The organism is Halorubrum sp. Ea8 (genome assembly GCF_002252925.1).
Taxonomy (GTDB): Archaea; Halobacteriota; Halobacteria; order Halobacteriales; family Haloferacaceae; genus Halorubrum.
In genome coordinates this window covers 1-23,059 of record NZ_NHPF01000012.1, presented here as the reverse complement: position 1 = coordinate 23,059, position 23,059 = coordinate 1, and the positions used below count along the sequence as shown (strand labels likewise).

The 23,059-nt window shown below is 71.8% G+C and carries 24 protein-coding genes; 12 read left to right on the top strand and 12 right to left on the bottom strand.

Annotated features, from left to right (window positions below; genetic code table 11):
• Nucleotides 1-40: 40 nt before the first annotated feature.
• A complete protein-coding gene (locus DJ74_RS00640; protein ID WP_094524843.1) occupies nucleotides 41-517 on the bottom strand; it encodes a 50S ribosomal protein L11 in 477 nt (158 codons plus the stop codon).
• A 199-nt stretch (nucleotides 518-716) separates the two neighbouring features.
• Between DJ74_RS00640 and DJ74_RS00635 the strand changes: the two genes are divergently transcribed.
• The 3 genes from DJ74_RS00635 to DJ74_RS00625 all read left to right on the top strand — a co-directional run bounded on the left by DJ74_RS00635 (nucleotide 717) and on the right by DJ74_RS00625 (nucleotide 3,940).
• Nucleotides 717-1,700, top strand: a complete 984-nt coding sequence (locus DJ74_RS00635) for a DUF6293 family protein (RefSeq protein WP_094524844.1) — start codon at nucleotides 717-719, stop codon at nucleotides 1,698-1,700.
• Between the two features lie 397 nt (nucleotides 1,701-2,097).
• Nucleotides 2,098-3,528 carry a 7,8-didemethyl-8-hydroxy-5-deazariboflavin synthase subunit CofH gene (gene cofH / locus DJ74_RS00630; RefSeq protein WP_094525983.1) on the top strand — a complete coding sequence of 477 codons (1,431 nt, stop codon included), beginning with the start codon at nucleotides 2,098-2,100 and terminating at the stop codon, nucleotides 3,526-3,528.
• Nucleotides 3,529-3,622: 94 nt separating this feature from the next.
• Nucleotides 3,623-3,940 (top strand): DUF2250 domain-containing protein, encoded by a 318-nt coding sequence (locus tag DJ74_RS00625; RefSeq protein WP_094525982.1) that lies wholly within the window; start codon nucleotides 3,623-3,625, stop codon nucleotides 3,938-3,940.
• 36 nt (nucleotides 3,941-3,976) lie between these two features.
• Here DJ74_RS00625 and hmgA read toward each other — a convergent pair whose 3' ends face one another.
• The 3 genes from hmgA to DJ74_RS00610 all read right to left on the bottom strand — a co-directional run bounded on the left by hmgA (nucleotide 3,977) and on the right by DJ74_RS00610 (nucleotide 6,603).
• Nucleotides 3,977-5,200, bottom strand: a complete 1,224-nt coding sequence (hmgA, locus tag DJ74_RS00620) for a hydroxymethylglutaryl-CoA reductase (NADPH) (RefSeq protein ID WP_094524848.1) — start codon at nucleotides 5,198-5,200, stop codon at nucleotides 3,977-3,979.
• A 67-nt stretch (nucleotides 5,201-5,267) separates the two neighbouring features.
• Nucleotides 5,268-6,065 carry an inositol monophosphatase family protein gene (locus tag DJ74_RS00615; RefSeq protein ID WP_094525291.1) on the bottom strand — a complete coding sequence of 266 codons (798 nt, stop codon included), beginning with the start codon at nucleotides 6,063-6,065 and terminating at the stop codon, nucleotides 5,268-5,270.
• Between the two features lie 64 nt (nucleotides 6,066-6,129).
• Nucleotides 6,130-6,603, bottom strand: coding sequence for an N-acetyltransferase (locus DJ74_RS00610; RefSeq protein WP_094525981.1), 474 nt, complete (start codon nucleotides 6,601-6,603; stop codon nucleotides 6,130-6,132).
• Nucleotides 6,604-6,790: 187 nt separating this feature from the next.
• Between DJ74_RS00610 and DJ74_RS00605 the strand changes: the two genes are divergently transcribed.
• The 5 genes from DJ74_RS00605 to DJ74_RS00585 all read left to right on the top strand — a co-directional run bounded on the left by DJ74_RS00605 (nucleotide 6,791) and on the right by DJ74_RS00585 (nucleotide 11,114).
• A complete protein-coding gene (locus tag DJ74_RS00605; protein WP_094523729.1) occupies nucleotides 6,791-7,648 on the top strand; it encodes a DUF502 domain-containing protein in 858 nt (285 codons plus the stop codon).
• Entirely contained in the window at nucleotides 7,645-8,127 is a 483-nt protein-coding gene (locus DJ74_RS00600) for an archease (protein WP_094523727.1), read from the top strand. Before DJ74_RS00605 ends, DJ74_RS00600 begins: the two co-directional genes overlap by 4 nt.
• A gap of 69 nt (nucleotides 8,128-8,196) precedes the next feature.
• The gene (locus DJ74_RS00595; RefSeq protein WP_094525980.1) at nucleotides 8,197-8,724 is read left to right on the top strand and encodes a hypothetical protein; all 528 of its coding nucleotides are present in this window, start codon (nucleotides 8,197-8,199) and stop codon (nucleotides 8,722-8,724) included.
• 79 nt (nucleotides 8,725-8,803) lie between these two features.
• Nucleotides 8,804-10,312: an RtcB family protein gene (locus tag DJ74_RS00590; RefSeq protein WP_094525979.1), complete on the top strand. Its 1,509-nt coding sequence runs from the start codon at nucleotides 8,804-8,806 to the stop codon at nucleotides 10,310-10,312.
• Between the two features lie 109 nt (nucleotides 10,313-10,421).
• A complete protein-coding gene (locus tag DJ74_RS00585) occupies nucleotides 10,422-11,114 on the top strand; it encodes a hypothetical protein (protein ID WP_094525978.1) in 693 nt (230 codons plus the stop codon).
• Nucleotides 11,115-11,135: 21 nt separating this feature from the next.
• Here DJ74_RS00585 and DJ74_RS00580 read toward each other — a convergent pair whose 3' ends face one another.
• From DJ74_RS00580 to DJ74_RS00565, 4 genes are all read right to left on the bottom strand, one after another.
• Nucleotides 11,136-11,864 (bottom strand): SDR family NAD(P)-dependent oxidoreductase, encoded by a 729-nt coding sequence (locus DJ74_RS00580; RefSeq protein WP_094525977.1) that lies wholly within the window; start codon nucleotides 11,862-11,864, stop codon nucleotides 11,136-11,138.
• Between the two features lie 109 nt (nucleotides 11,865-11,973).
• The gene (locus tag DJ74_RS00575; protein ID WP_094525976.1) at nucleotides 11,974-12,285 is read right to left on the bottom strand and encodes an MTH1187 family thiamine-binding protein; all 312 of its coding nucleotides are present in this window, start codon (nucleotides 12,283-12,285) and stop codon (nucleotides 11,974-11,976) included.
• Nucleotides 12,286-12,346: 61 nt separating this feature from the next.
• Nucleotides 12,347-13,282: an alpha/beta hydrolase gene (locus tag DJ74_RS00570; RefSeq protein WP_094523715.1), complete on the bottom strand. Its 936-nt coding sequence runs from the start codon at nucleotides 13,280-13,282 to the stop codon at nucleotides 12,347-12,349.
• Nucleotides 13,279-13,731, bottom strand: coding sequence for a hypothetical protein (locus tag DJ74_RS00565; RefSeq protein ID WP_094525975.1), 453 nt, complete (start codon nucleotides 13,729-13,731; stop codon nucleotides 13,279-13,281). The genes DJ74_RS00570 and DJ74_RS00565 overlap by 4 nt, the downstream gene beginning before the upstream one ends.
• 291 nt (nucleotides 13,732-14,022) lie before the next feature.
• On the opposite strand from DJ74_RS00565, the gene DJ74_RS00560 reads away from it, so the two are divergent.
• Nucleotides 14,023-15,216 carry a DUF4013 domain-containing protein gene (locus DJ74_RS00560; protein WP_094525974.1) on the top strand — a complete coding sequence of 398 codons (1,194 nt, stop codon included), beginning with the start codon at nucleotides 14,023-14,025 and terminating at the stop codon, nucleotides 15,214-15,216.
• A gap of 25 nt (nucleotides 15,217-15,241) precedes the next feature.
• Entirely contained in the window at nucleotides 15,242-16,309 is a 1,068-nt protein-coding gene (locus DJ74_RS00555) for an mRNA surveillance protein pelota (RefSeq protein WP_094523710.1), read from the top strand.
• Nucleotides 16,310-16,705: 396 nt separating this feature from the next.
• Here DJ74_RS00555 and DJ74_RS00550 read toward each other — a convergent pair whose 3' ends face one another.
• The 4 genes from DJ74_RS00550 to glyA form a co-directional block, all read right to left on the bottom strand.
• The gene (locus tag DJ74_RS00550; RefSeq protein WP_094525973.1) at nucleotides 16,706-17,704 is read right to left on the bottom strand and encodes an ornithine cyclodeaminase family protein; all 999 of its coding nucleotides are present in this window, start codon (nucleotides 17,702-17,704) and stop codon (nucleotides 16,706-16,708) included.
• 109 nt (nucleotides 17,705-17,813) lie between these two features.
• Nucleotides 17,814-18,092, bottom strand: a complete 279-nt coding sequence (locus tag DJ74_RS00545) for a hypothetical protein (RefSeq protein WP_094525972.1) — start codon at nucleotides 18,090-18,092, stop codon at nucleotides 17,814-17,816.
• A gap of 237 nt (nucleotides 18,093-18,329) precedes the next feature.
• Complete coding sequence (locus DJ74_RS00540; RefSeq protein ID WP_094524073.1) at nucleotides 18,330-18,740, bottom strand: DUF3054 domain-containing protein; 411 nt, start codon at nucleotides 18,738-18,740, stop codon at nucleotides 18,330-18,332.
• 131 nt (nucleotides 18,741-18,871) lie between these two features.
• A complete protein-coding gene (gene glyA / locus DJ74_RS00535) occupies nucleotides 18,872-20,119 on the bottom strand; it encodes a serine hydroxymethyltransferase (RefSeq protein ID WP_094524072.1) in 1,248 nt (415 codons plus the stop codon).
• Nucleotides 20,120-20,434: 315 nt separating this feature from the next.
• Here glyA and tbsP point away from each other — a divergent pair, with 315 nt between their 5' ends.
• Both tbsP and DJ74_RS00525 read left to right on the top strand, forming a co-directional pair.
• Nucleotides 20,435-21,241: a transcriptional regulator TbsP gene (gene tbsP, locus DJ74_RS00530; RefSeq protein WP_094524070.1), complete on the top strand. Its 807-nt coding sequence runs from the start codon at nucleotides 20,435-20,437 to the stop codon at nucleotides 21,239-21,241.
• 70 nt (nucleotides 21,242-21,311) lie between these two features.
• Nucleotides 21,312-23,003 carry a YcaO-like family protein gene (locus DJ74_RS00525; protein WP_094525971.1) on the top strand — a complete coding sequence of 564 codons (1,692 nt, stop codon included), beginning with the start codon at nucleotides 21,312-21,314 and terminating at the stop codon, nucleotides 23,001-23,003.
• Nucleotides 23,004-23,059 lie beyond the last annotated feature (56 nt).

The window sequence follows — 23,059 nt, the reverse complement described above, 5'->3', positions numbered from 1 at the left end:
ACGAACGCATCAAAAGCAGTGAAAAGCGGCGACCGCCGCGTTACTCGTCGAGAACGTCGTCGTAGTCGCCGGCGTCGACGCGGTCGTCGAACGTCCGGGCGTCCTCGCCCTCGATGGTGACGCCGAGGGAGGCGCAGGTACCGCCGACCTCCTTGGCGGCGTTTTTCACGTCGTACGAGAGCAGGTCGGTCGACTTCTGCTCGGCGACCTTCTTCACCTGTTCGATCGACATGTCCGCGACGAAGTCCGTCTGGGGCTCGCCGGAGCCCGTCTCGAACCCGGCCTCGTCTTTGATCAGCTCGGCCGTCGGCGGGACGCCGACCTCGATCGTGAACGAGCCGTCGTCGTCGTACTCGACGGTGACGGGGACTTCCATCCCGTCGAACGCGGCGGTTTCGTCGTTGATCTGCGCCACGACGTCCTGTACGTCCACCGGCGTCGGCCCGAGCTCGGGACCGAGCGGCGGGCCGGGGTTGGCCTGCCCGCCGGGGACGAGCGCTTCGATAGTTCCAGCCATGTCCGTACGAACCCGGCGATGACTTTTAACGGTTGTTCTTTCGGGTAGCGGGAGCCAGCGGTTCGCATACCTCGGAAATCGAGCGGTCGCGGCCGGCGAGTCCGGGAGTCGCGGGCGGGGTCGAATCGGGCGAGGACCCCGGACGCGGTCGCCGTCGGTGGTTGGTGGTTTATATAAACGGCAGCGTTACGACTCCCGTATGGGTACCCACATCGTTCCGGTCGGCTTCGACTACGACCGCATGATCGCCCCGCTCATCCGGGACCAGTTCGACGTCGACCGGGTGATCCTGTTGGAGGGGACGGTCGGTAGCGAGGCCAACGTCGAGTACTCGCGGAACATCGCCCGGAAGCTGGAACAGGACTTCCAGAGCCTGCTCGGCGCCGAGACCGTCCGCGAGCGCCTGACCGACGTGTACGACTACGACGCCGCCTTCGAGCGCGCCTTCGACCTGATCAACGCGGAACTCGACCGCGACGGCACCGGAGAGGAGGGGAGCGGGACCGGGGGCGAGGACGCCGCGGACCCCCCGGCGGAGCGCGAGGTGTGGGTGAACCTCTGTTCGATGCCCCGGCCGGTCTCGTTCGCGTTCGCGACCGCGGCCCACTCGATCATGGTCGAGCGGCAGGACGACCGCGACCGGATCCACACCTACTACACCGCCCCGGAGAAGTACCTCGAGACCGAACTCGCGGAGGAGCTCCGCGCGAACCGCGACCTCCTGCGCGAGCTGGTCGAGAGCGACGCGGTCGACGGCGACGCGATCGACGACGGCCGCGTCGCCGACCGGCTCGACACGACGACGGACCTGTTAGAGGAGTTCGACGAGCGCGGCACCACGATCGGCGCGAAGCGCATCGGCGACAGCCACGTGATCGAGCTCCCCGTGGCCTCGTTCCAGAACGTCAAGCCGTTCGAGGAGCTCGTCCTGTTCACGCTCGGCGAGCACGGCGAGTTCGCCTCCGTCTCGGAGCTGGCGGAGACGCTCGCGGCCGACCTCAACGAGGAGTACACCGACTCGTTCCGCTCGAAGGTGATCTACAACGTCGACCGGCTCGGTCCCGGCGGGAAGGGGTACATCGAGCAGGAGGAGCGCGGGAAGTCCTACCGCACGACGCTCTCGCGGATCGGACAGCTCTGGGTCCGGGCGCACGCCGACGAGGACCGAGAGCTGGCGCGATAACTCGGGAGTACTGCGGACGTGGTTCGAATCACGGCTGTTTATTTATGAATCGTTGCCGGCGCGGTCAACGCCTCCAAAGTCCCAGCCGACGAGGCAGGCCATTTGAGTCCCACCCGACCGCGCCAAACCGCACCTCACGCCTCCCCAGCCTCGCGGCTCCCTTCGGTCGCCGCGTTCCTCGCGCTCGGTTCGCGCCCGCCGGGCGCTCACCGGAGCGCGCCGCCGCGGTCGTTTAAGTAGGAAACGCGGTGTTCCTCGTCGGTTTATAAGCGACGTCGCCAGCGGCGGTTCGACGCTCAATCTCTGCCGTGCTCCGCACACGCGGCCCGCATCACGGTTCTGAGGGGGGGTGCCGTTACCGTCTCGTTTTTATCCGTGGGGCGGGGACGATCACCTCATGACTTCGGCGCGGGACCGCGACGCCGACGCCGCCGACGCGGAGGCCCTCGAACGGGACGACTTCGGGTTCGCCGAGCCCGCCACCGGGCAGTCGTTCGGGAACGCACTGGCGAAGGCCCGCGACGGGACGCGCCTCACGGTCGACGACGCGACCGAACTGCTCGCGACCGGCACCGACCGGGACGGGATCGACCCGGTCCGGAAGGAGGCCGTCCTCGAGGCCGCCGACCGCCGCCGCCGCGAGGACGTGGGCGACGAGGTGACGTTCGTCGCCAACCTCAACAACAACGTCACCACCGCCTGCAACACGGGCTGTCTGTTCTGCAACTTCAAGGACTCCGCGCACGCCTTCGAGGCCGACAGCGACGCGGACCACGCCGGGTTCACGAAGCCCCCCGACGAATCCCGGCGCATCGTCGAGGACGCCCTCGAGATGGGGATCTACGAGGTGTGCTCCGTCTCCGGGCTCCACCCCGCGCTGGCGCTGAACGAGGAGCACCACGAGGTCCTCGCCGGGTACGACGACCCCGAGAGCGCGGTGAACTACAAGCCGCCGGAGCGGTACGCGACCGACCCGGGCACCTACACCGAGCAGATCGAGGCGATGTCCATCGGCGGGGTCCACCTCCACTCGATGACGCCGGAGGAGGCGTACCACGCCGCCCGCGGCACCGACTGGGAGTACGAGGCGGTGTACCGCGAGCTGGCGGCCGCGGGGCTCGACTCCGCGCCCGGCACCGCCGCGGAGATCCTCGTCGACGAGGTGCGCGACGTGATCTGCCCCGGAAAGATCCGGACCGACGACTGGGTGGCGGCGATGGAGGGCGCGACCGCGGCCGGGCTCGACGTCACCTCGACGATGATGTACGGCCACGTGGAGACGGTCGCGCACCGCGCGGAGCACCTGAAGGTGGTCCGCGACCTCCAGGACCGCACCGGGGGGATCACGGAGTTCGTCCCGCTCTCCTTCATCCACCAGAACACGCCGCTGTACCGCCACGGCGTCGTCGACTCCGGCCCCTCGCGCGACGAGGACGAGCTCGTGGTGGCGGTCGCGCGCCTCTTCCTCGACAACGTCGACCACGTGCAGGCCTCGTGGGTGAAGTCGGGCGACGCCCACGGCCTGAAGCTGCTCAACTGCGGCGCGGACGACTTCATGGGCACCATCCTCTCGGAGGAGATCACCAAGCGAGCCGGCGGCGAGTACGGCGAGTACCGGTCGTTCGACGACTACGTCGAGATGATCACGGCGATCGGTCGCACCCCGGTCGAGCGCTCCACCGACTACCGCACGCGTCGCCGGATCGACCCCGACGACGGTCCGCACGGCCCGCGGCTCGGCCCGCGGGCCGACGGCTCTCCGATGCTGCCGAACCGGTCGCCCGACGGTCCGGGCCCGGGCGGCGAGTCGACCGAGGCCGACGACTGAGGCGGGGCGCCGCTCGCCCCGCGGTCTCACCGCCTCCCAGCGCGCTGGAATCACCCGAATACTCTTTACAATGGTACACGTTAGCATGCATAAGATGCCCGCGTCAGACGTACCAGCCGCCGGTTCGGAAAGCGACGCCCCGGACGAAGACGGGGACGCCGACCCGGACCGTCCGAGGGTCGCGCTCACGCGAACCGACGAGCGAGTGCTCGCGTACCTGGACGACGCGGGGACAGACTACCCGGCGTTCGTCGCGAGCAACACGGGGCTGTACGCGGACCACGTGGAGTCGCGGCTGGACGCGCTCGAAGCGGGCGGGCTCGTGGAGCGGGTCACCGGCGAAGCGGTGTACCGGATCACCGACTACGGCCGCGACGCGCTCCGCGACGACTGCGCGCCGTGGTCGGACTGAGCCCCTTTCGAGAACCGTTGCGGCGACGAGAGCGACCTACCGCCCGAGGTCGGCGTGCGCCGAGGAGAGGTGTCTGGAGCCGAGCGCCGCCAGCAGCGAGAGCTCCCCCGCGAGCGCGCCGACGGCGATCGCCTCCGCGAGCGCGTCCCCGTTGCTCCCGGCGGGGTCGCCGCCGCCGCGGACGCCGAGCACGTCGAGCCCGGCGGCCTGCGTCGGCAGCTTCGTGCCGCCGCCGACGGTGCCGACCTCGAGGCTCGCCAGCGACACGGAGCAGTAGAGGTCTCCCTCGGGCGTCGCCTCCGCGGTCGTGATCGCGTTCGCGCCCTCGACCACCTGCGCCTCGTCCTGCCCGGTCGCGAGGAACATCGCCGCGACCGCGTTGGCGACGTGGGCGTTGAAGCCGAGCCCGCCCGCCTTGGCGGAGCCGACGAGGTTCTTCCGGGTGTTGATCTCGGCGACCGCCTCGGGGGTGGTGTGGAGCCGCTCCTCGACGACCTCGCGGGGCACCTCGACGTCGGCGCTCACCGACCGGCCGCGACCCTCGACCGCGTTGATCGCGGCGGGCTTCTTGTCCGAGCAGAGGTTCCCGGAGAGCGCGACGAGCGCGGCGTCCGTCTCCGCCTCGACGACGTCGCAGGCCTCCCGCGTCGCGATGGTGGCCATGTTCATTCCCATCGCGTCCTTCGTGTCGTAGCGGAACCGCAGGAAGACGTTGTTACCGACGACGTACGGCGTCACGTCGAGCAGCTCGCCGTGGCTCGTCGTCGATTCCGCGGCCGCCCGCAGCGACGCCTCGTTGTCGCGGACCCACGCGACGAGCGCCTCCGCCTCGGCGACGTCGCCGACGCGGAAGACGGGCGCGCGGGTCATCCCGCTCTTCGTCACCCGCGCGGTCGCGCCCCCGGCGTCGTTGACGACCGAGCAGCCGCGGTTGATCGAGGCGACGAGCGCGCCCTCCGTGGTCGCCAGCGGGAGGTAGCGCTCGCCCGCGAACGCGCCGCCGTCGACCGAGACCGGGCCGGCGACGCCCAGCGGCACCTGCACGGCGCCGATCATGTTCTCGATGTTCGAGCCGTGCGCGTCGGCGGCGTCGAAGGCGTACTCGCCCAGCACGTCGACGTCGGCGTCCGCGGTCTCGGCGACGAGTCGCCTGCGGGCCGCCGCGGCGACGTCGGCGTCGGCGTGCTCTTCGAGCTCGTGGAACCGGACCTCGCCGTCGCGGACGCGCGCCGCGAGCGACGCGGGGGTGGCGTCGGTCATGTCCGCGACTCCTCGCGGCGCGTGCTAATGGTTGTCGGTTTCCGGGGTCACCGATTCGCCTCCGGGCTCAGCGGTCGGCCTCGTCCAGCGCCGCCCACAGCTCGTCGAGCGTCGCCTCGTCGGCCGCGGCGACGTACAGGTCCCCCTCGCGCCGGACCGCGGCGCCCGCCTCGGTCGCCAGCAGCTCCGTGACGGCCTGCTCCTCCTCGTCCGGATGGAACTGCACGAGCCCTTGGAGCCGACCGCGGGCCAGCAGCCCCGAGTGGACCGTCGGCGCCCAGCTGTCGAGCACGCGCTTGACGCGGTCGTCAAGCGCGCCTCGGATCGCGTCGACCTCGGCCGCGAGCGCCGGGTCGCGGGGCACGTCCCGGCCGACGATCACCGCGACCGTGGCGCCCGCCACGTCGCTCCCGACGCCCGCCGCGGCCCGCGCGTCGGCGGCCGTGACGCGGTCGCCGCCGTACCGGACTCCCTCGCCCGAGCGCGCGACGTACGTCTCGTCCGTCGCGGGCTGGTGGAGCGCCGCGACGAGCGGCGACCCTTCGCGGAGGACCGCGACCGAGGACGCGAACGTCGGCAGGCCCGCGGCGAAGTCGTTGGTGCCGTCGAGGGGGTCGACGATCCACCGGTACGGCCCGTCGCCGGGGAACTCGCCGGCCTCCTCGGCGAACACCGCGTGGTCCGGGAACGCCTCGCGCACGACGGGGAGCATCCGCGATTCGGCCGCCACGTCGGCCGCCGCCTTCACGTCGTGGGCCCCGTACTCGGCCTCGGCGTCGCCGTCTCGGTACCGGGCGCGCAGCTCCGCGCCGCCGGCGAGGACGGCCGCCCGCGCGACCGCCTCGATCTGGTCGTGATCGGTCACGCGGCCGGATTCGACGGGGGAACTGAAACGCGTTCCGGTGGCCGGCGCCGGGCGGACGAGCGGCCTACCGCCCGACGATTCCGGAGAGCCGCTCGCGGAGCGACTCGCCGCCGAGCTTGAGGTAGTAGGCGTCGCCGCCGTCCTCGTAGTAGTCGTCGATCCGCCGGACCACCTCGAAGCCGAGGTGCTCGTAGAAGCCGAGCGCCCGCTCGTTCGTCGTCCGGGCGTGGCAGGTGACCGACCGGTGCGCCTCGGCGACGTCGGCGACGAGCCGCTCCGCGTGGCCGCGTCCCCGGTGGTCGGGGTGGACGGCCAGAAAGAGGATGTACCCGTCGCGGCGGACCGAGGCGAACGCGACGAGCGCGTCGTTCTCGACGAGGAGATGCGTCGTGGAGCGGCGGTAGGCGTCGGTGAAGAAGCCGCGTCGCTGTCGGAGGACTCCCTCCTCGGCGCGGATCCGTTCCTTGAGGTCCCACGCCGCGGCGGCGTGGTCGGACTCCCCGGGCGGGTCCGTCCGCTTCTCCACGTTGACGCTCACTGCAAGGAGATAACAGGCCAGCGGAATATAACTCCACCGCCACCGGGGAGGGTTGCGGTCGGCCGTGCTCCCCCCGACGCGGACTCGCTCCGAGGCGATCCCTCCAAGGCGGACTCGCTCCGAGGCGATCCCTCCGAGAGCGCCCGTCGACGGAAGCGTTTTGTCCGGTTCGTTCGTGGTGCCGACAATGGCTGTCGAGTCCCCGCCGAACCGAGGGCGCCTCAGGCGGGCGCTGCTGACCGGCGTCGCCGTCATCGTCCCCTCCGTCATCACGCTCGCGGTGCTGGGGTTCGTGTTCAACGCGATCTACGACTACCTGGACGCCTTCTCCACGGCGATCCTGCCGCTGTTGCCGCGGTCGACGCTCCCGATGGGCCGGGAGGTCGCCATCGAGGTCGCGACGCCCGTCGTGTTCGTCGGGTCGATCCTCCTCATCGGCGTCGCCGTCGAGTCGACGCGGTACGGCGAGCTCGCGGTCGACTACGCCGACTACGCGATCGAGCAGATTCCGGGCGTCGGCTCCGTCTATCAGGGGTTCCGACAGATGAGCGACGCCATGCTGGAGTCGGACGGCGGGAACTTTCGGGAGGTGGTCCTCGTCGAGTTCCCGACCGAGGACGTGTACACCCTCGCGTTCGTCACGAGCGACACGCCGGACGCGGTCGCCGGCCCGGCCGAGAGCGGGGAGATGCGGACGCTGTTCATGCCGATGGCCCCGAACCCGGTGATGGGCGGGCACGTCCTGTTCGTCCCCGAGCGGCGGATCGTCGACGTCGACCTGAGCGTGGAGCAGGGGATCCGGGCGCTCGTGACGAGCGGCGTCGCCCTGGAACGCGCCGCGGCCGACGCCGACGGCGTGTCGCCGTCGCAGATACGCGACGCCGGCCAGGGCGGGCGGATCGGCTCGTACCACTCCCCGACGTCGGACGCCGCGAAGCGCCCGGACGAGGAGACTGACCGGGCGAGCGACCATTCGGGCGACGACCGGGGCGGGCGGAGCGACGAGCGGATCACGCCCGACGACGGCCCGGGTGACCGCTCGTGAGCTTCGCGCTCCGCGACCACACCGCCGACGTGGCGGTCGAGGCGACCGCGCCGACCCTCGCGGGGCTGTTCGAGGCCGTCGCCGACGGGCTCACGGCCGCGAGCTGCGAGGCGGTCCCGGAGACCGGCGAGCGCTTCTCGCTGACCGTGCGCGCCGAGGGCCGCGAGGCGCTGCTGTTCGACTACCTCGACCGGCTGATCTACGAGCGCGACGTGCGGCTCGTCCTCCCCGCCGACCACCGGTGTTCGGTCTCGGGGCCGAACGGTTCGGCGGCGGACGGCGACGACGCGACGGCCGACTCGACGGCGGACGATGACGACGCGACCGCCGACCCCGACGGGTGGACCGTCGAGGCGACGGCCCGCGGGGTCCCGCTCGGCGACGTCGCGGCTCGCGAGATCAAGGCGGTCACCTACTCCGAGATGACCCTCGAACGGCGGAGCGACGAGTGGTACGCGTACGTCGTCTTCGACGTCTAAGGGGAGATAGACACCCGAGAGGAACCGATCCGTGAAAACGATTATCCGTGTCGAGAGCGTTGTTACCGTATGTCACGGACGGACGACACGGGGACGACCGACCGCCGCTGGGGCGCGGGCGCGCTCGGCGGTCTCGTCGCCGGCGTGGCGATGGGCGTGGTGTTACACGGAGCGCTGGGACTGATGCCGACGATCGGCGCGCTCGTCGGCGTCGAGACGGCCCTCGGCGGCTGGGCGGTCCACCTGTTCAACAGCGCCCTCTTCGGCGCCCTGTTCGTCGCGGTCTTCGACCGGGCCTTCTTCGACGACCTCCGCGCCGACGTCGGGGGGTGCCTCTCGCTCGGCGTCGTCCACTCGGCGCTGCTCGGGGTGATCACCGGCGGACTGCTGTTGCCGACCGCGATCGCGCTGGAGGGGGCGACGTCGCTGCCGGTCCCCACGCTGCCGTTCCCCGGCCTCACGGCGAGCTTCGAGTTCGGCGCGGTGATCGCCGTCGCGCACCTGATCTACGGGCTCGTGCTCGGCCGCGTCTTCGCCGCGCTCACGCTCGCGGAGGGCGCGATCGGTTGGCTGCCGTTCGATCCGGTCGACCGGTAGCGGGGCGACCGCCGCACCGCCGCCGGCGTCGCGCCCGCCTCTCGCAACGCCCTTGCCCCCGCGCGCCGAACGCCGGGGTATGACAACGCGCGAGTTCGACGGGATCCGACTGGAGAAGGTGCGCGACCACGTCTGGGAGATCCCCCGCGAGGGCGACATGAACGTCCCCGCGCGGGTCCTCGCCAGCGAGTCGCTGCTGGAGGAGATCGGCGACGACGACTCGCTCCAGCAGCTGAAGAACGCGACGCACCTCCCGGGGATGGCCGAGCCCGCCCTCTGTATGCCCGACGGCCACCAGGGGTACGGCTTCCCCGTCGGCGGCGTCGGCGCGATCGACGCCCGGACCGGCTGTATCTCGCCCGGAGCGGTCGGCTACGACATAAATTGCGGCGTGAGAATGGTAAAAACTAATCTCACGTACGACGACGTGCGCGGCCGGGAGTCCGAGCTCGTCGACGCCCTCTTCGAGGCGATCCCCTCCGGGCTCGGGGGCGGCGGCGTGATCGGCGGCGACGCCGACGCGATCGAGGGCGCATTGGAGCGCGGCGTCGAGTGGGCCGTCGAGCGGGGGTACGGGATCGAGAGCGACCTCGCGCGCTGCGAGGACGAGGGGCGGCGGCCCGACGCCCGGCCGGAGTACGTCTCCCAGAAGGCGATGGACCGCGGGCGCAACCAGATGGGCTCGCTCGGGTCGGGGAACCACTTCCTGGAGGTCCAGCGCGTCACGGACGTGTTCCTGCCCGAGGTCGCCGAGGCGTACGGGCTCACCGAGGACGGGATCGTCGTCCTGATCCACTGCGGGAGCCGCGGACTCGGCCACCAGACCTGCAACGACTACCTGCGGCGGATCGAGAAGGAGCACGGCGACCTCCTCGACTCCCTGCCGGACAAGGAGCTCGCGGCCGCGCCCGCCGGCTCGGCGCTGGCCGAGGAGTACTACGGCGCGATGGGGGCGTGCATCAACTTCGCGTGGGTGAACCGCCAGCTGATCACCCACCAGGCCCGCGAGACGTTCGGCGAGGTGTTCGACGCCGATCCGATCGAGGACCTCGGGATGGAGCTCCTCTACGACGTCGCGCACAACATCGCGAAGAAGGAGACCCACGAGGTCGGCGTCGACGCCGCCGGGCGCCCCGCGGTCGGCGACGAGGCCGTGGACCGCGCGGATCGAGAGCTGTACGTCCACCGCAAGGGCGCCACGCGCGCGTTCCCCGCGGGCCACGAGGACGTGCCCGAGACGTACCGCGAGGTGGGCCAGCCCGTGATCATCCCCGGGAGCATGGGCGCCGGCTCGTACGTGCTCCGCGGCGGCGCGGAGTCGATGTCGGTGTCGTTCGGCTCCACCGCCCACGGCGCCGGCCGGCTGATGAGTCGGACGCAAGCGAAACAGGAGTTCTGGGGCGGCGACGTGCAGGACGACCTCGAGGACGGCCAGCAGATCTACGTGAAGGCGCAGTCGGGCGCGACCATCGCCGAGGAGGCCCCGGGCGTCTACAAGGACATCGACGAGGTGATCCGCGTGAGCGACGCGCTCGGGATCGGCGACAAGGTCGCGCGGACCTTCCCCGTCTGCAACATCAAGGGGTAGCGGCGGTCTCCGCCCGCCGCCGAGCGCTTTCGCGGCCGACCTTCTCTTCCCGTCGAGCGCTTTCGCCGCCGGCCGCTTATAGCGGATGCCGCGGCCACGTCGCACCGAGATGAGCGACCACTCGCGGAACGATAGCTCGTCCGACGCGGTCTCGAGACGATCCCTGCTCGGCGGCGTCGCCGCCGTCGCCGGCGGCGGCCTCGCCGGGCTCGGCGCGCTCGCGGCGTCGAGCGAGCCGGCGGCCGCGGTCGACGGCGACCCCGCCGCCTTCGAGGCGGGCGACGCGCCGACCGTCACCAGCAACGACGGGCGGATCGACTCCGTCTACCTCTCGCCCGTCCTCGACGTGTCGTGGACCGACTTCTCCGCCGGCGTCGAGCGCGTGACGCTCGTGCTCGCCGTCGGGAGCGACGCCGGCGTCGACGAGGTGTACCGGGAGACGCTGACCGCGTCAGACCCGGACGCGACGCCCGGCGACGTCGCGGCGGTGGGGAGCGCCGACGGCGGGAAACCGGACGGGACGGCGCCCGACTTCGCGGCGGTCGACGGCGGCCTCACCGCCCGGTTCGAGCGCGCCGACGCGACCGCCCGCGGCGACGCGGTGACGAGCGAGTCGCTCGGTGACCCGAACTTGGCCGGCGGCGAGAGCGCGACGACGACCCTCGACGTCGTGTTCCGCGCGGACGTCGTCGGCGGCGGCGACGAGGCGACCGTCGTGCGCACGACGACCGTCGACGTGACGGTCGAGAACCCCGCCGGCGACGCGACGGCCGGCGGTGAGGTCGAGGTGGACGCCGCGTAGGACGGGGCGGTTCCGGCCCGCTCAGAGGTGCATTCCGCCGTCGACTTCCAGCACCTCGCCGTGGACGTACTCGTTGTCGATCAGGTAGCGGACGGAGTGGGCCACGTCCGCCGGCTCGCAGGCGTACTCGGGGAGGTGGGTGTCGACGTTCTCGTGGCCGCGAAACTCGATCCCTTCGAGGTAGTCGAGGATGACGTCGTTGAGGTCGGTCTCGACGGGACCGGGCGCGACCGCGTTGACCTGCACGCCGTCCGGGCCGAGCTCCCGAGCGAGCGCGCGCGTCAGCCCGTGAACCCCGGCCTTGCTCGCGGCGTAGCTGGCGTCCACCGTCCCGAGCGTGCCGCCGACGCTGGAAAGGAAGACGAGATCGCCCCCGGCCGCCCTGAGGTGCGGCGCCGCCGCGCGGGTGACGCGGAACGCCCCGGAGAGGTTGGTGTCGATCACCGACTCCCACTCGGCGTCGGTCGTCTCTTCCAGCCGGTTCGGGCGCGTGATCCCGGCGTTGTTGACGACCGCGTCTAGCGAGTCGAACGCGTCGACGGCGGTCTCGACGAGTCGGTCCGCGGCCGCGGACTCGGAGATGTCGGCCCGCACCGTGACGGCCTCTCCGCCCGCCTCGCGGACCCGCTCCGCCGTCTCGTCCGCGGCCTCCTCGTCCGACCGGTAGTTGACGACGACGTCGCGCTCGGCGAGCTCGACCGCGATTGACCGCCCGATTCCGCGACTGCTTCCGGTGACCAGTATCGCCATACCCACACGTGTGATTAATAGTTAATACCACTAACGAATACAAAACCGCGATCGGGCGGCGCTCGGTCGCTGCGGATCGCAGTCGCTCGCGATCGAACCCGGGACTCCGTCAGCGCTCTCGCTTCGCCTCTCGGCCGAGCTCCTCCTCGACCGCTTCGACCTTCCGGTCCGCGGTCGTCTCCGCGGTCCGCTTGTCGTCGATCTTCAGCACCGTCGAGACGCGGTCGCCGTCGACGGCGTCGTGGGCGGCCGCGGCGGCGGCGAACACCGTCTCGGCGTCGTCGGCCTCGATCACGGTCCCCATCGGGTTCGTCTCGTAGCTCACGTCGAACGCGTCGAGCGCGGCGACCGCCTTCGCGACCTCGCTCGCCATGCTGTCCTCGATCACCGGCGCGACGCTCAACAGCGCGACTGTGGTCATGGTCGCGGATCCGCGCCGCCGACACTTAAATCGGCGCGCGCGGCGGAACCCGCGTCGACCCCTACTCGAGCGCGTCCCGCAGGAACGACAGCTGGTGCCCGACCGCCGGCTCGAAGTCCTCGCCGAGCGGGGAGAAGTGGTCCGCGGGCATGGTGACGACCGTCCCGCGCGAGAGCGACTCGCCGGCGTCGACGACAGCCTCGCTGTCCACGATTGCGTCGTCGGTCCCGGCCAAGAGGAGGGTCGGCGCCCGGATCTCGTCGAGCCGCCCGACGGGTCGGTAGTTCGCGACCCGCAGCAGCGACCGCGCCGGCGTCTCGTTGCGCCACGTCGACTCGCGGTCGACCAGGTCCAGGTACTTCCGTTTCGTCCCCGGCTCAGTGATCGCCGCGAGCTCCTCGGTACCGCCCACGATCGGGACGCTCCGGCCGCGACCGAACCGGTGACCGACCAGGTCGCGGAGCCCGGCGATCCCAGAGCGCGCGAGGTACTTCGCGCCTCGGCGTCGGGCGATCGCGCGGCCGTCGAGCATCGGGACCGCGCCGATCACGGCGTCGACGTCGGCGCGCTCCGCGGCGAGCGCGAGGACGTGCGCCGCCGACAGCGACGCGCCCCAGAGCACGAGTCCGCGCCCGACGGCGTCGACGCGGCGGACGCGGTCAATCGCGGCCGCGTAGTCGGCGCGCTGGTCCGCGGGGTGGACCGCCTGCGAGTCGCCGTCCGAGGCGCCGAACTCGCGGTAGTCGAAGCAGAACGCCGCGTAGCCGGCGTCGGCGAACCGCTCCGCGACCGCCGGGTAGCCGAAGCTCCGCTCCGCGCCGAGGCCGGGCGCCATCACGATCACCGGGGGGTCGTCGCCGTCGCCGCCCGGGAGGTAGAGGGTGCCGCGGCAGGTGTCACCGTCGACGTCGAACGCGAGCGCACGGGTGGCGAACCGCTCCCGCGGCGGCCGGGCGAGGCGGCGCTGCGCGCGGTTCACCGGGTTCCGGCGGGTCACGATCGGTCCCCGGAATCCGCGCGGTCGCCGTCGCCGCGGGCGGCATCGTCGTCGTCGGCCTCCGCCGCGGCCGGATCTTCGTCGCCGGCCGCCGCGGCTTCGTCCGCGTGCGACAGCGTCTCCAATACGCGCGTCGAGAACTCCGTCTCCGAGATCTCGTACGCGGCCAGCGCCTCGAACCACTCCGGCTCCGCGCGCCACGTCCCGAGGACGTCGCCGGGCGCGCGGACGACCGTCGCCTCGACCCGGACGGGGTCCCACTCGTCGGCCTCGGCGCGGTCGATGAGCGCGTTGAGGGCGCGCCCGATCTCGGGGTGGTGCACCTCGCGGCCGGGAAACGCCGTCATGTACGTGAGCTCGAGCGGGTCGCCGCCGTCGATCTCCTCGACGCTGATCCCGTAGCTGCGGAGCGCCGGCTCCACGTCGGTCGTCTGCTCGTCGCCGGTCATACGGGACGGTCGACCGGACGGAATAAATCGCTACCGGCGTCGCTCGGTGCGAGAGAAGTTCTCGGTCCGTCGAAAGCCGCGGACGGGGGATGGCCGCCGCGCGCGGCGGCCGTGATCGGAGTTGTCAGAGGCACACGATTGTCCCGCGCGGCCGGTTTGTTCTACTTCGTGAAATCATATAAACGCTCGGGAGGCGGTCCTTCTGGTTCCTCCGCTCCGGAACTCGTGCCCGCCTCGACGCGGTCCGCCGAACCGGGCATGCTTTATCACCGTCGCGGGACAGGATCGGATATGATCCGGGGCGCGTCGTCGGTCCTTCCGCGGTCCGCCGACGCCGCCGGCGTCCTCGTCGTCGGCGGCTTCCTGACCCTGCTGGCGTGGGTGGCCACGCCGGTCTGGGTCGGCGGCGTCCTCGCCGTCCCGCCGCTCGTCCTCCTCGCGCCGCTCGCGCTCGCGCCCGCCTTCGTGCTCCGCGGGTACCTCGTCCGCGTCGTCGCCGGCGGGGGCGCGACCGGGAACCGGGAGGGCGCGCCGCCGTTCGTCGCCTGGAACGAGCTCTATCGGGACGGCGCGAAATCGGTCCTGCTGAGCGCGCTGCTGCTCGCGCCGCTGGCGCTGCTGTTCGCGGTCGCGGCGCTCGCGTTCGCCGCCGTCGAGACCGGGGCCGTCGACCTCGCCCCCGCGACCGGTCTCGCCGAGCGCGCGCTCGGCCCGAGGAGCGCTCCCGCCGTCCTCGGCGCCGGCGGCGGGCTCCTGAGCGTCGCCGTCGCGGCGTACCTCCTCGCGTTCGCGTACGTCAGGCCGGCGGCGCTCGCCGCGTTCGCCGCGTCCGGACGGCTCCGCGACGCCCTCCGTCCGGGGCGGGTCGCCGCCGTCGCCGGCTCGGCGGAGTACGCGACGACGTGGCTCGTCGCGGTCGCGGCGCTCGGCGCGGGGTACGCGCTGGCCGCGCCGCTCGTCCCGCTCGTCGCCGGCGTCCCGCTCGCCTTCGCCGTCCGGGTCGTCGCGCACGCGCTCTACGGCCGCGGCGCCGCGGACGCGATCGAGTTCGACGCCGCTGAGCCGTCCGAGCCAGCCGAGTCGGCCGACTCACCGGCGGCGGGAGCGTCCGAGTCGCCCGCGCCTCCGTCTGCGTCTCCGACCGCGGCGTCGGGAGCGCCCCCGGAGCCCGCGGACCCCTCCCCCGACCGGTTCGACGGCGGGTCCCGGCGATCGGCGACCGAGGCGTCGGCGGCGGTCCAGACCGGTCGGACGGTCCCGATCGGCGCCGACCGAGGGGCGCGGACCGGGGTCGACTCCGCCGGCTTCGAGTGGAACGCCGAAGGCGACGTGGAGAGCGGTGACGAGCGAGCGCCGCCACCCGACGACGGACACGGCGGTGACCGCGCCGAGCGGGGAGGGACCGACCGCCGGGACACCGACCGCGGGGGCGCCGCCGACGGGTTCGACTGGAGCGCGCCCGTCGACGCGGAAGACAAGAGTTGATACGAGCGCGGGCGAACGGTCGCCCATGCGCATCTCCGACCGGGGCTACGGCGAGGAGGGCCGGGAACGGCTCACCCTCGTCCCCGAGAACGTCGACGACCTCTGGCACCTCGCGCACGTCCTCGAACCGGGTGACCTCGTCGAGGGGGACACCACACGCCGGATCCAGCGGAACGACGACCAGATGCGGGACACCGGCGGCCAGCGCGAGCACCTGTTCGTCACGCTGGAGGTCGACGACGTGGAGTTCGCCCGGTTCGCCAACCGGCTCCGCGTCGGGGGCGTGATCGTCGCCTGCTCCCGCGAGGACCAGCTCAACGCCCACCACACGCTCAACGTCGAGGAGCACGACGAGATAACGGTCGAGAAGCACTTCAAGCCGGACCAGACCGAGCGGCTGGAGGAGGCGACGGAGGCCGCCGAGAACCCCGATGTCGCCATCGCGACCGTCGAGGAGGGGGCCGCCTACGTCCACACGGTCCAGCAGTACGGCACCGAGGAGTACGCCTCGTTCACGAAGCCGACGGGGAAGGGAGAGTACTCGCGGCCCCGCGAGGAGCTGTTCGCGGAGCTCGGCGAGGCGCTCGCGCACCTCGACGCCGACGCCGTGATCCTCGCGGGCCCGGGGTTCACGAAGAACGACGCGCTCGACTACGTCACCGAGGAGTACCGCGACCTCGCCGACCGGATCACCACGGTCGACACCTCCGCCGCCGGCGACCGCGGCGTCCACGAGGTGCTCAAGCGCGGCGCGGTCGACGAGGTCCAGAAGGAGACCCGGATCTCGAAGGAGGCGAGCCTCATCGACGAGCTGACCGAGAACATCGCGCAGGGCGCGAAGGCGACGTACGGCCCGGAGGACGTGGCCGAGGCCGCCGAGTTCGGCGCGATCGAGACCCTCCTCGTCGTCGACGACCGGCTCCGCACGGAGCGGCAGGGGGAGGGCGACTGGTCGATCGACGTCAACGAGGTGATCGAGTCGGTCGAACAACAGGGCGGCGACGTGGTCGTCTTCTCCTCCGAGTTCGCGCCCGGCGAGCAGCTCTCGAACCTCGGCGGGATCGCCGCTATCCTGCGGTATCGGCTGGAGTGAGAAACGGAAGCGGCGCAACGTCTATTTATAAATGAACTGTGCGGTGGCGCGTGCCTGCGAGCGGGCCATCGGCCCGCGAGCAGCACCGCGCGAGGGAGTCAGTCGTCCGGAGCGAAGCGGAGGACGACTGACGAGGCTGGGGAGGTGTGAGGCTGGGGAGGTGTGAGGCTGCGGTGTGGTTGTGAGCGGGTGGGGCTCAAAGGGGCAGTCTCGAGGGCGACGCTTGACGACGCAAGCACCGCAGGAACGAGCAACGCGAGTGACGAGGAGCGCAGCGAGTCACGCGAGCCGTCGCGACTGGGGCTTTGGAGGTGCTCGCCGTCGATCCAGTATGAGCGATTTATAAATGACCACTCGGAACGGCCTCACAGCCACCGGACCGACACCATCGACCGCTTATTTGCCAGTAAGCGCCTCGCTCGCGGGCGCGAAGTCGATCGTCTCTCCCCGACCCGCCTCGCTCGCCCGTTTATAAAGCATATACGCGGCCGCGACCGTCTCGATCCCGGTCCCGCCGGAGTCGAACACGGTGACCTCGTCGTCGCTCGTCCGCCCCGGATGCTCGCCGGCGACGACCTCGCCGAGGTCGGCCGCGACGTGGTCCTCGTCGACGAGCCCCGCCTCGACCGCGGCGAGGAACGAGCCCGCGTCCTGGGTCGCCCGCTCGCGGATGTCGGGGACGTACGTCGCCCGGGCGACCAGCTCGGGCGGGAGCTCGTTCTTCCCCGGCGTGTACTGCCCCATCGCCGTGACGTGGGTGCCGGGCTCGACGTCGGCGTCGTCGACGACGGGGTCGCTCGCGCTCGTCGCCGTGATCACCACGTCGGCGCCGGCGACCGCCTCGCTCGCGCTCGCGACCGCCGTGACGTCTGGCTCGATCCGGTCGGCGAACTCCTCGGCGAACGCCTCGCGGTTCTCGACGGTCGGCGAGAAGACGCGGACCGCCTCGAACTCCCGGACAGTCGCGGTCGTCGTGAGCTGGCCCCGGGCCTGCGCGCCGCTCCCGATCACGGCGACCTCCGTCGCGTCTTGGCGGGCGAGCGCGTCGACCGCCGTCGCTCCCGCGGCGCCCGTCTTAAACGGGTTCATCGAGGCGCCGTCGAGCACCGCGAGCGGCTCCCCCGACTCCGCGTCGAACAGCGGGGTCATGAACCACGCGTCGCCCGCGCCGAAGCCCGCGGAGTAGGTGTACCCGCCCATCGCGTCCGTCTCGGGGAGGATCGCGGCGTACGTCGTCAACATGCCGGGCGGGTCGCGGCTGAGCAGTTTCGTCCGCGGCTCCGCGGCCGCGCCCTCACCGATCTGACGGTACGCGTCGCGCACGGCGGCGACGTACTCCGCCGGCTCGGCGAGGTCGTCGACGTCCGCGCTCGCGAGGAACAGCGTCTCGGTCATACCGCCCCTCTCGGGAGCGGGGAACTAAACCGTGCAGGAAAGCGGCACGGAACGCGGCGGCGCCGATCGACGGTCGCACGGGTCGACCGGCGTCCCGCTACCGAGCGGGTCAGTCGGAACCGCCGGCTCCCGATCGACCGGTCCGCGAACGGTCGACCGCGCGGTCGATCGAGTCACTGACCGACTCGTCGCGAGGGCGATCGGCCTCCCCGCGGACGCCGGTGACCGGGTTCCGGACGAACATCGCGTGGAACATGACGCCCCCCGCGACGAGGGCGCCCCCGGGAAGCGCGGCCGTCAACGACAGTCCGACCAGGTTCAGGACGGCGGTCACACCGATCAACGCGGCCGGAATAAGCCCGAGGACGTAGTCGTAGTACCCAGTCATACTCTATCACGATCTATGATAAAATCACTATTAAATTTTTCTCAGGGTTCGGCGTGACACCTTCGCTGATCATCTTGAAGCCGTGCATAAGTTATGGAAATCATCACCGCGGCAGACGCGGGCCGGCGAACCGCCGATCCGGCGGCTTACGGACCTGGTTCGAGGCGGTCGGAGAAGCGACGGAATCGGACTGAGAAGGGGATCGGGGCGCGGCGGTCGAACCGCCGGGGCGCGTCTCTATCGGAGCTTGAAGTACAGGGCGCGCCAGCCGCCGAGGAACGCCGACCCCGCCACGAGCATGACGACGGCGAAGCTCAGTTCGGCGCCGCCGCGGAAGACGAACGCGCGGAGCCCGAGTCCGACGACGGCGGCCGGGATCCACGACCGGATCGCGAGCGGCACCGACGACTTCGCCGTCTCCGCGGCGCCGGCGGAGTACGCGCCGACGACCGGCGCGATCAGGGCCCAGGCGATCAGGAACGGCGCGTAGACGCCGGGCAGGTACAGCGGGTTCGCCGTGAGGAACTCGACCGAGGTGTGGTTCAGCGTCCCGATGGTCAACATGACGATCAGCGCGATCAGGTCGCCGACTAGGAGCGGCGCGGCGGCGCGGTCGAGGCGATTCGAGAGGAACGACGAGTCGGCCATGCCGACCACTCCGCGGCGCCCCTACTTTGTACGCACGGATTCGGTCGGGCGGTCGCCGCGCCGGCGAGCGTCGCCCGCCGACCGCCACATCGCCCGCCGACCGCCGTGTCGCCCGCCGCCCGCCGCGTCGTCTACTCGTACAGCGGGTGCTCCTCGCAGAGCTCGACGACCCGCTCGCCGACCTCGTAGATGACGTCGTCGCTGTCGACGTCGTCGACGACGCGGTAGATGAGGTCGCCGACCTCCTCGATCGCCGCCTCGTCGAACCCGCGGGTCGTGAGCCCGGCGGTCCCCGCGCGGATCCCCGAGGGGTTGAACGGCGAGCGCGTCTCGCCGGGGACGGTGTTCCCGTTGAGCACGATGTTCGCGGCCGCCAGCGCGTCCTCGGCGTCGCCGCCCGGCAGGTCCGGGTGCGAGTCGCGGAGGTCGACCAACACGAGGTGGTTGTCGGTGCCGCCGGAGACCAGGGAGAGGCCGTGGCCCTGAAGCGTCTCGGCGAGGGTCTCGGCGTTGTCGACGACCCGTCGCGCGTACTCCTCGAACTCGGGTTCGAGCGCCTCCTTGAACCCCACCGCCTTGCCGGCGACGTTGTGCATGAGCGGACCGCCCTGCCCGCCGGGGAACACCGCCTTGTCGATGTCGTCGGCGTGCTCCGCGTCGCACATCACGATCCCGCCGCGGCCGGCCCGGATCGTCTTGTGGGTCGAGCCGGTGACGAAGTCCGCGACGCCGACCGGCGAGGGGTGGACGCCGGCGGCGACGAGCCCGGTGATGTGCGCGATGTCGGCGAGGTGATAGGCGTCGACCGCGTCGGCCGCGGCCTGGATCTCCTCCCAGTCGACGGTGCGCGGGTACGCGGAGTAGCCGGAGACCACGATGTCGGGCTCGAACTCCTCGGCCGTCTCGCGGAGGTCCTCGTAGTCGATGTACCCGGTCTCGGGGTCGACCTCGTACTGCTCGACCTCGTACATCTGCCCGGTGAAGTTCGCGGGGTGACCGTGCGAGAGGTGACCGCCGTGGCTCAGCTCCAGCGAGAGGATCTTGTCGCCCGGGTCGAGCGTCGCGTAGTACACCGCTTGGTTCGCCTGCGTCCCGGAATGGGGCTGGACGTTGACGTGCTCGGCGCCCCACAGCTCCTTCGCGCGCTCGATCGCGAGCTCCTCGACCTCGTCGGCGTACTCGCAGCCGGCGTAGTAGCGCTCACCGGGGTACCCCTCGGCGTACTTGTTCGTGAGGACGCTCCCCTGCGCCTCAAGCACCGCCTCGCTGACGTGGTTCTCGCTGGCGATCATCGCGAGCGTCTGTTCCTGTCTGTCGCGCTCGCCGGCCAGCGCGTCGGCGACCGCCGGATCGACCTCTCGGACGTGCTCGTTGTCCATGTACGAATGCCGGTGCGATCGCGCATTAATCCTTCCGTCGCGGCGTCGCTTTCGCGGCTCCCGGGACGGCGTCTCCGCCCCCCACTCCGTCGGACCCGCGATTCCCGCTCCGCCGCTCTCGGGTCTCTCGCTCGGCCGGACCCGCGACCCGCTCGCCGTTTCGCCCGCGCCCGCGGCGACCCGTTCCGCCGCCCGATCCCGAGCCAGATCGCTGAATCCGCCGTTTTCGGCCGTTTTGGCGGCTGAAAACCCGTTGTTCACTCCTCCAATCCCGTTAATATTAAATAGATATCTGGCTTTTATCCGGGAAGATAGATGGTGTCGAATTTACTGGAGACGGACGTCGAGAACGTCCTCGACACGGCGTTCGCCGGCGACGACGACGAGCTCCTCGTCGTCGACCCGTCCGCGGAGACGATCGTATCGCTCGTCGAGGCGGCGACCGGCCGAGACGACTTACCGACCCTGTCGATGCTGGCGGACGAACGCACGCTGAAGGCGGTGACGGACGACTTCCTCGTCGCGTCGAAGGCCGCCGACCTCGTCGCCGACGGGTCGCTCGGGCTCCGCGTGCTCTCCGCCGACGTCGACAACGCGCTGTTCGTCTCCCCGTCGCGAGTCGTGGTCCTCGTGAGCGCCGGCGAGCACGTCGCCGCGCTCTCGACCGAGGAGGACGACTTCGTCGACGAGGTGTTCGCGACGCACCGCGACGCCTTCGAGGCGGCCGAGACGTACGGGCTCCGGACCCCGGCGCTCAGCCGCGTCCGCGAGACGATGGCCGCCGAGATCGGCGAGGCCACCCGCGACGACTTCGACGCCGTCCTCGCGTCGATGGAGTCGGCGGACGCCGCGCTCGACGAGGTGACCGTCTCGCTGCTCGTCGCCGCGAAGAACGACGTCCTCCTCTACGACATCTCGAAGTGGGGCGAGGACGTCGGGATCGCCTCGAAGGCGACGTTCTCCCGGACGAAGACCCGACTGGAGGACCTCGGTATCATCGACACCGAGAAGGTCCCGATCGACGTCGGTCGACCCCGCCTCCGGCTCAAGCTCGGCGACGAGCGGCTCCACGGCGTCGACGCCGACGAGCTCGCGGCGGTCGCGAGCGACCTGATGGCGTAACCGGGACACCGTCTCCGCCCGCGACGCTCCTACCCGCGGCTTTTTTTCGCTCCTTCGCGTCGACCGGGACATGGACATCGGACTTGTCGGCGAGGGGCCCGCGGTCGACGCCGTCGCGACCGCGCTCGGCGACGTCGACGTGAACGTGATGCCGGTCGAGCCGGGGCTGCTGGACGGCTTCGACCTCGCGGTCGTGGTCGACACCGCCGGGTCGGACGCGTTCGCGGCCGCGAACGACGCCCTCGACCGATGGGTCGGGATCGAGGTCGGCGGCGTCGGCGGCGTCCCGCTCGCCGACGTCGACGCCGCGGTGACCGTCTTCGGCGAGGCCTGCTACGACTGCCTCCGAGCCAGGGTCGCGAGCGGCGGCGCGGAGCCGGCGGACGCCACCCAGGGCCGCCGGTCGGCGGTGCGCTACGCCGGCGCGCTGGCCGGGCGCCGCGTCATCCGGCTGCTCGCCGGCGACCCGGTCGCCGACACGGTCGTCGAGGTGCCGGGCCCGGAGCGGACGCTCCTCCCGGTCCCCGGCTGCGACTGCGGCGACGCCCCCGGCGACGTGCTCCCGCGGGAGCACGCGGACCGCGCCCTCGACGACTCGATCGACCGCGCCGAGCGGGCGGTCGACCCTCGGATCGGCGCGCTCTCGGAGGTGGGCGAGCGTGAGTCGTTCCCGGTGCCGTACTACGTCGCGCGCGTCGCCGACACGACGCCGTTCTCCGACGCGCGGGCCGCCGAGTTCGGCGGCGGCGTCGACGCCGGCTGGGACGCGGCGTTCATGAAGGCGCTCGGCGAGGGGTTAGAGCGGTACGCGGCGGGCGTCTACCGCGAGTCGGCGTTCGCGCGCGCGCCGGCAGCGAACGTCCCGAACCCGGTGCCGCCGGACGCGTTCGTCCGTCCCGACGACGCCGAGCCGTACGACCGCGACGACGCCCTCGCGTGGGTGACCGGCGAGGCCCTCGCGACCGGCGAGCCAGCGAGCCTCCCGGCGGAGTTCGTGCAGTTCCCGCCGCCGGAGCGCCGGTACCGGCCCGCGATCACGACCGGGCTCGGCCTGGGGAACTCCGGCCCGGAGGCCGCGCTGTCTGGGCTGTACGAGGCGATCGAGCGCGACGCGACGATGACGAGCTGGTACTCGACGACGGAGCCGCTCGGGCTGGAGGTCGAGGACGCGACGTTCGCCGAGCTGGAGAAGCGCGCGCGGGCCGAGTCGCTCGCGGTGACGCCGCTGCTCGTGACGACCGACGTCGACGTGCCCGTCGTCGCCGTCGGGGTCCACCGCGACGGCGACTGGCCCCGGTTCGCGGCCGGATCTGGCGCCGACCTCGACCCGGTCGCCGCGGCCCGGAGCGCGCTCGCGGAGGCGCTCCAGAACTGGACGGAGCTCCGGTCGATGGGCCCGGAGGCGGCCGCGGAGGAGGGCGCCGCGATCGGACACCACGCCGACTTCCCGGCGGAGACGCGGGCGTTCTTCGACCCGGACGCGAGCGTCTCCGCCGACGCGCTCGGCGAACCGGAGCTCTCCGGGACCCCGGAGCTGGAGGCCGTCGTCGACCGCGTCGAGACGGCTGGACTGGAACCGTACGTCGCCCGGATCACGACGCGGGACCTCGCCGGGATGGGGTTCGAGGCGGTCCGGGTGCTGGTCCCGGGCGCGCAGCCCCTGTTCACCGGCGAGCCCTTCTTCGGCGACCGCGCCCGCGACGTGCCCCGGTCGATGGGGTTCGAGCCCGACCTGGATCGGACGTACCACCCGTTCCCGTAGCCGGCGGCGTCGCTTCCGCCGTCCGGCGCTCCGTCTGCTTCCGCCGTCCGGCGCTC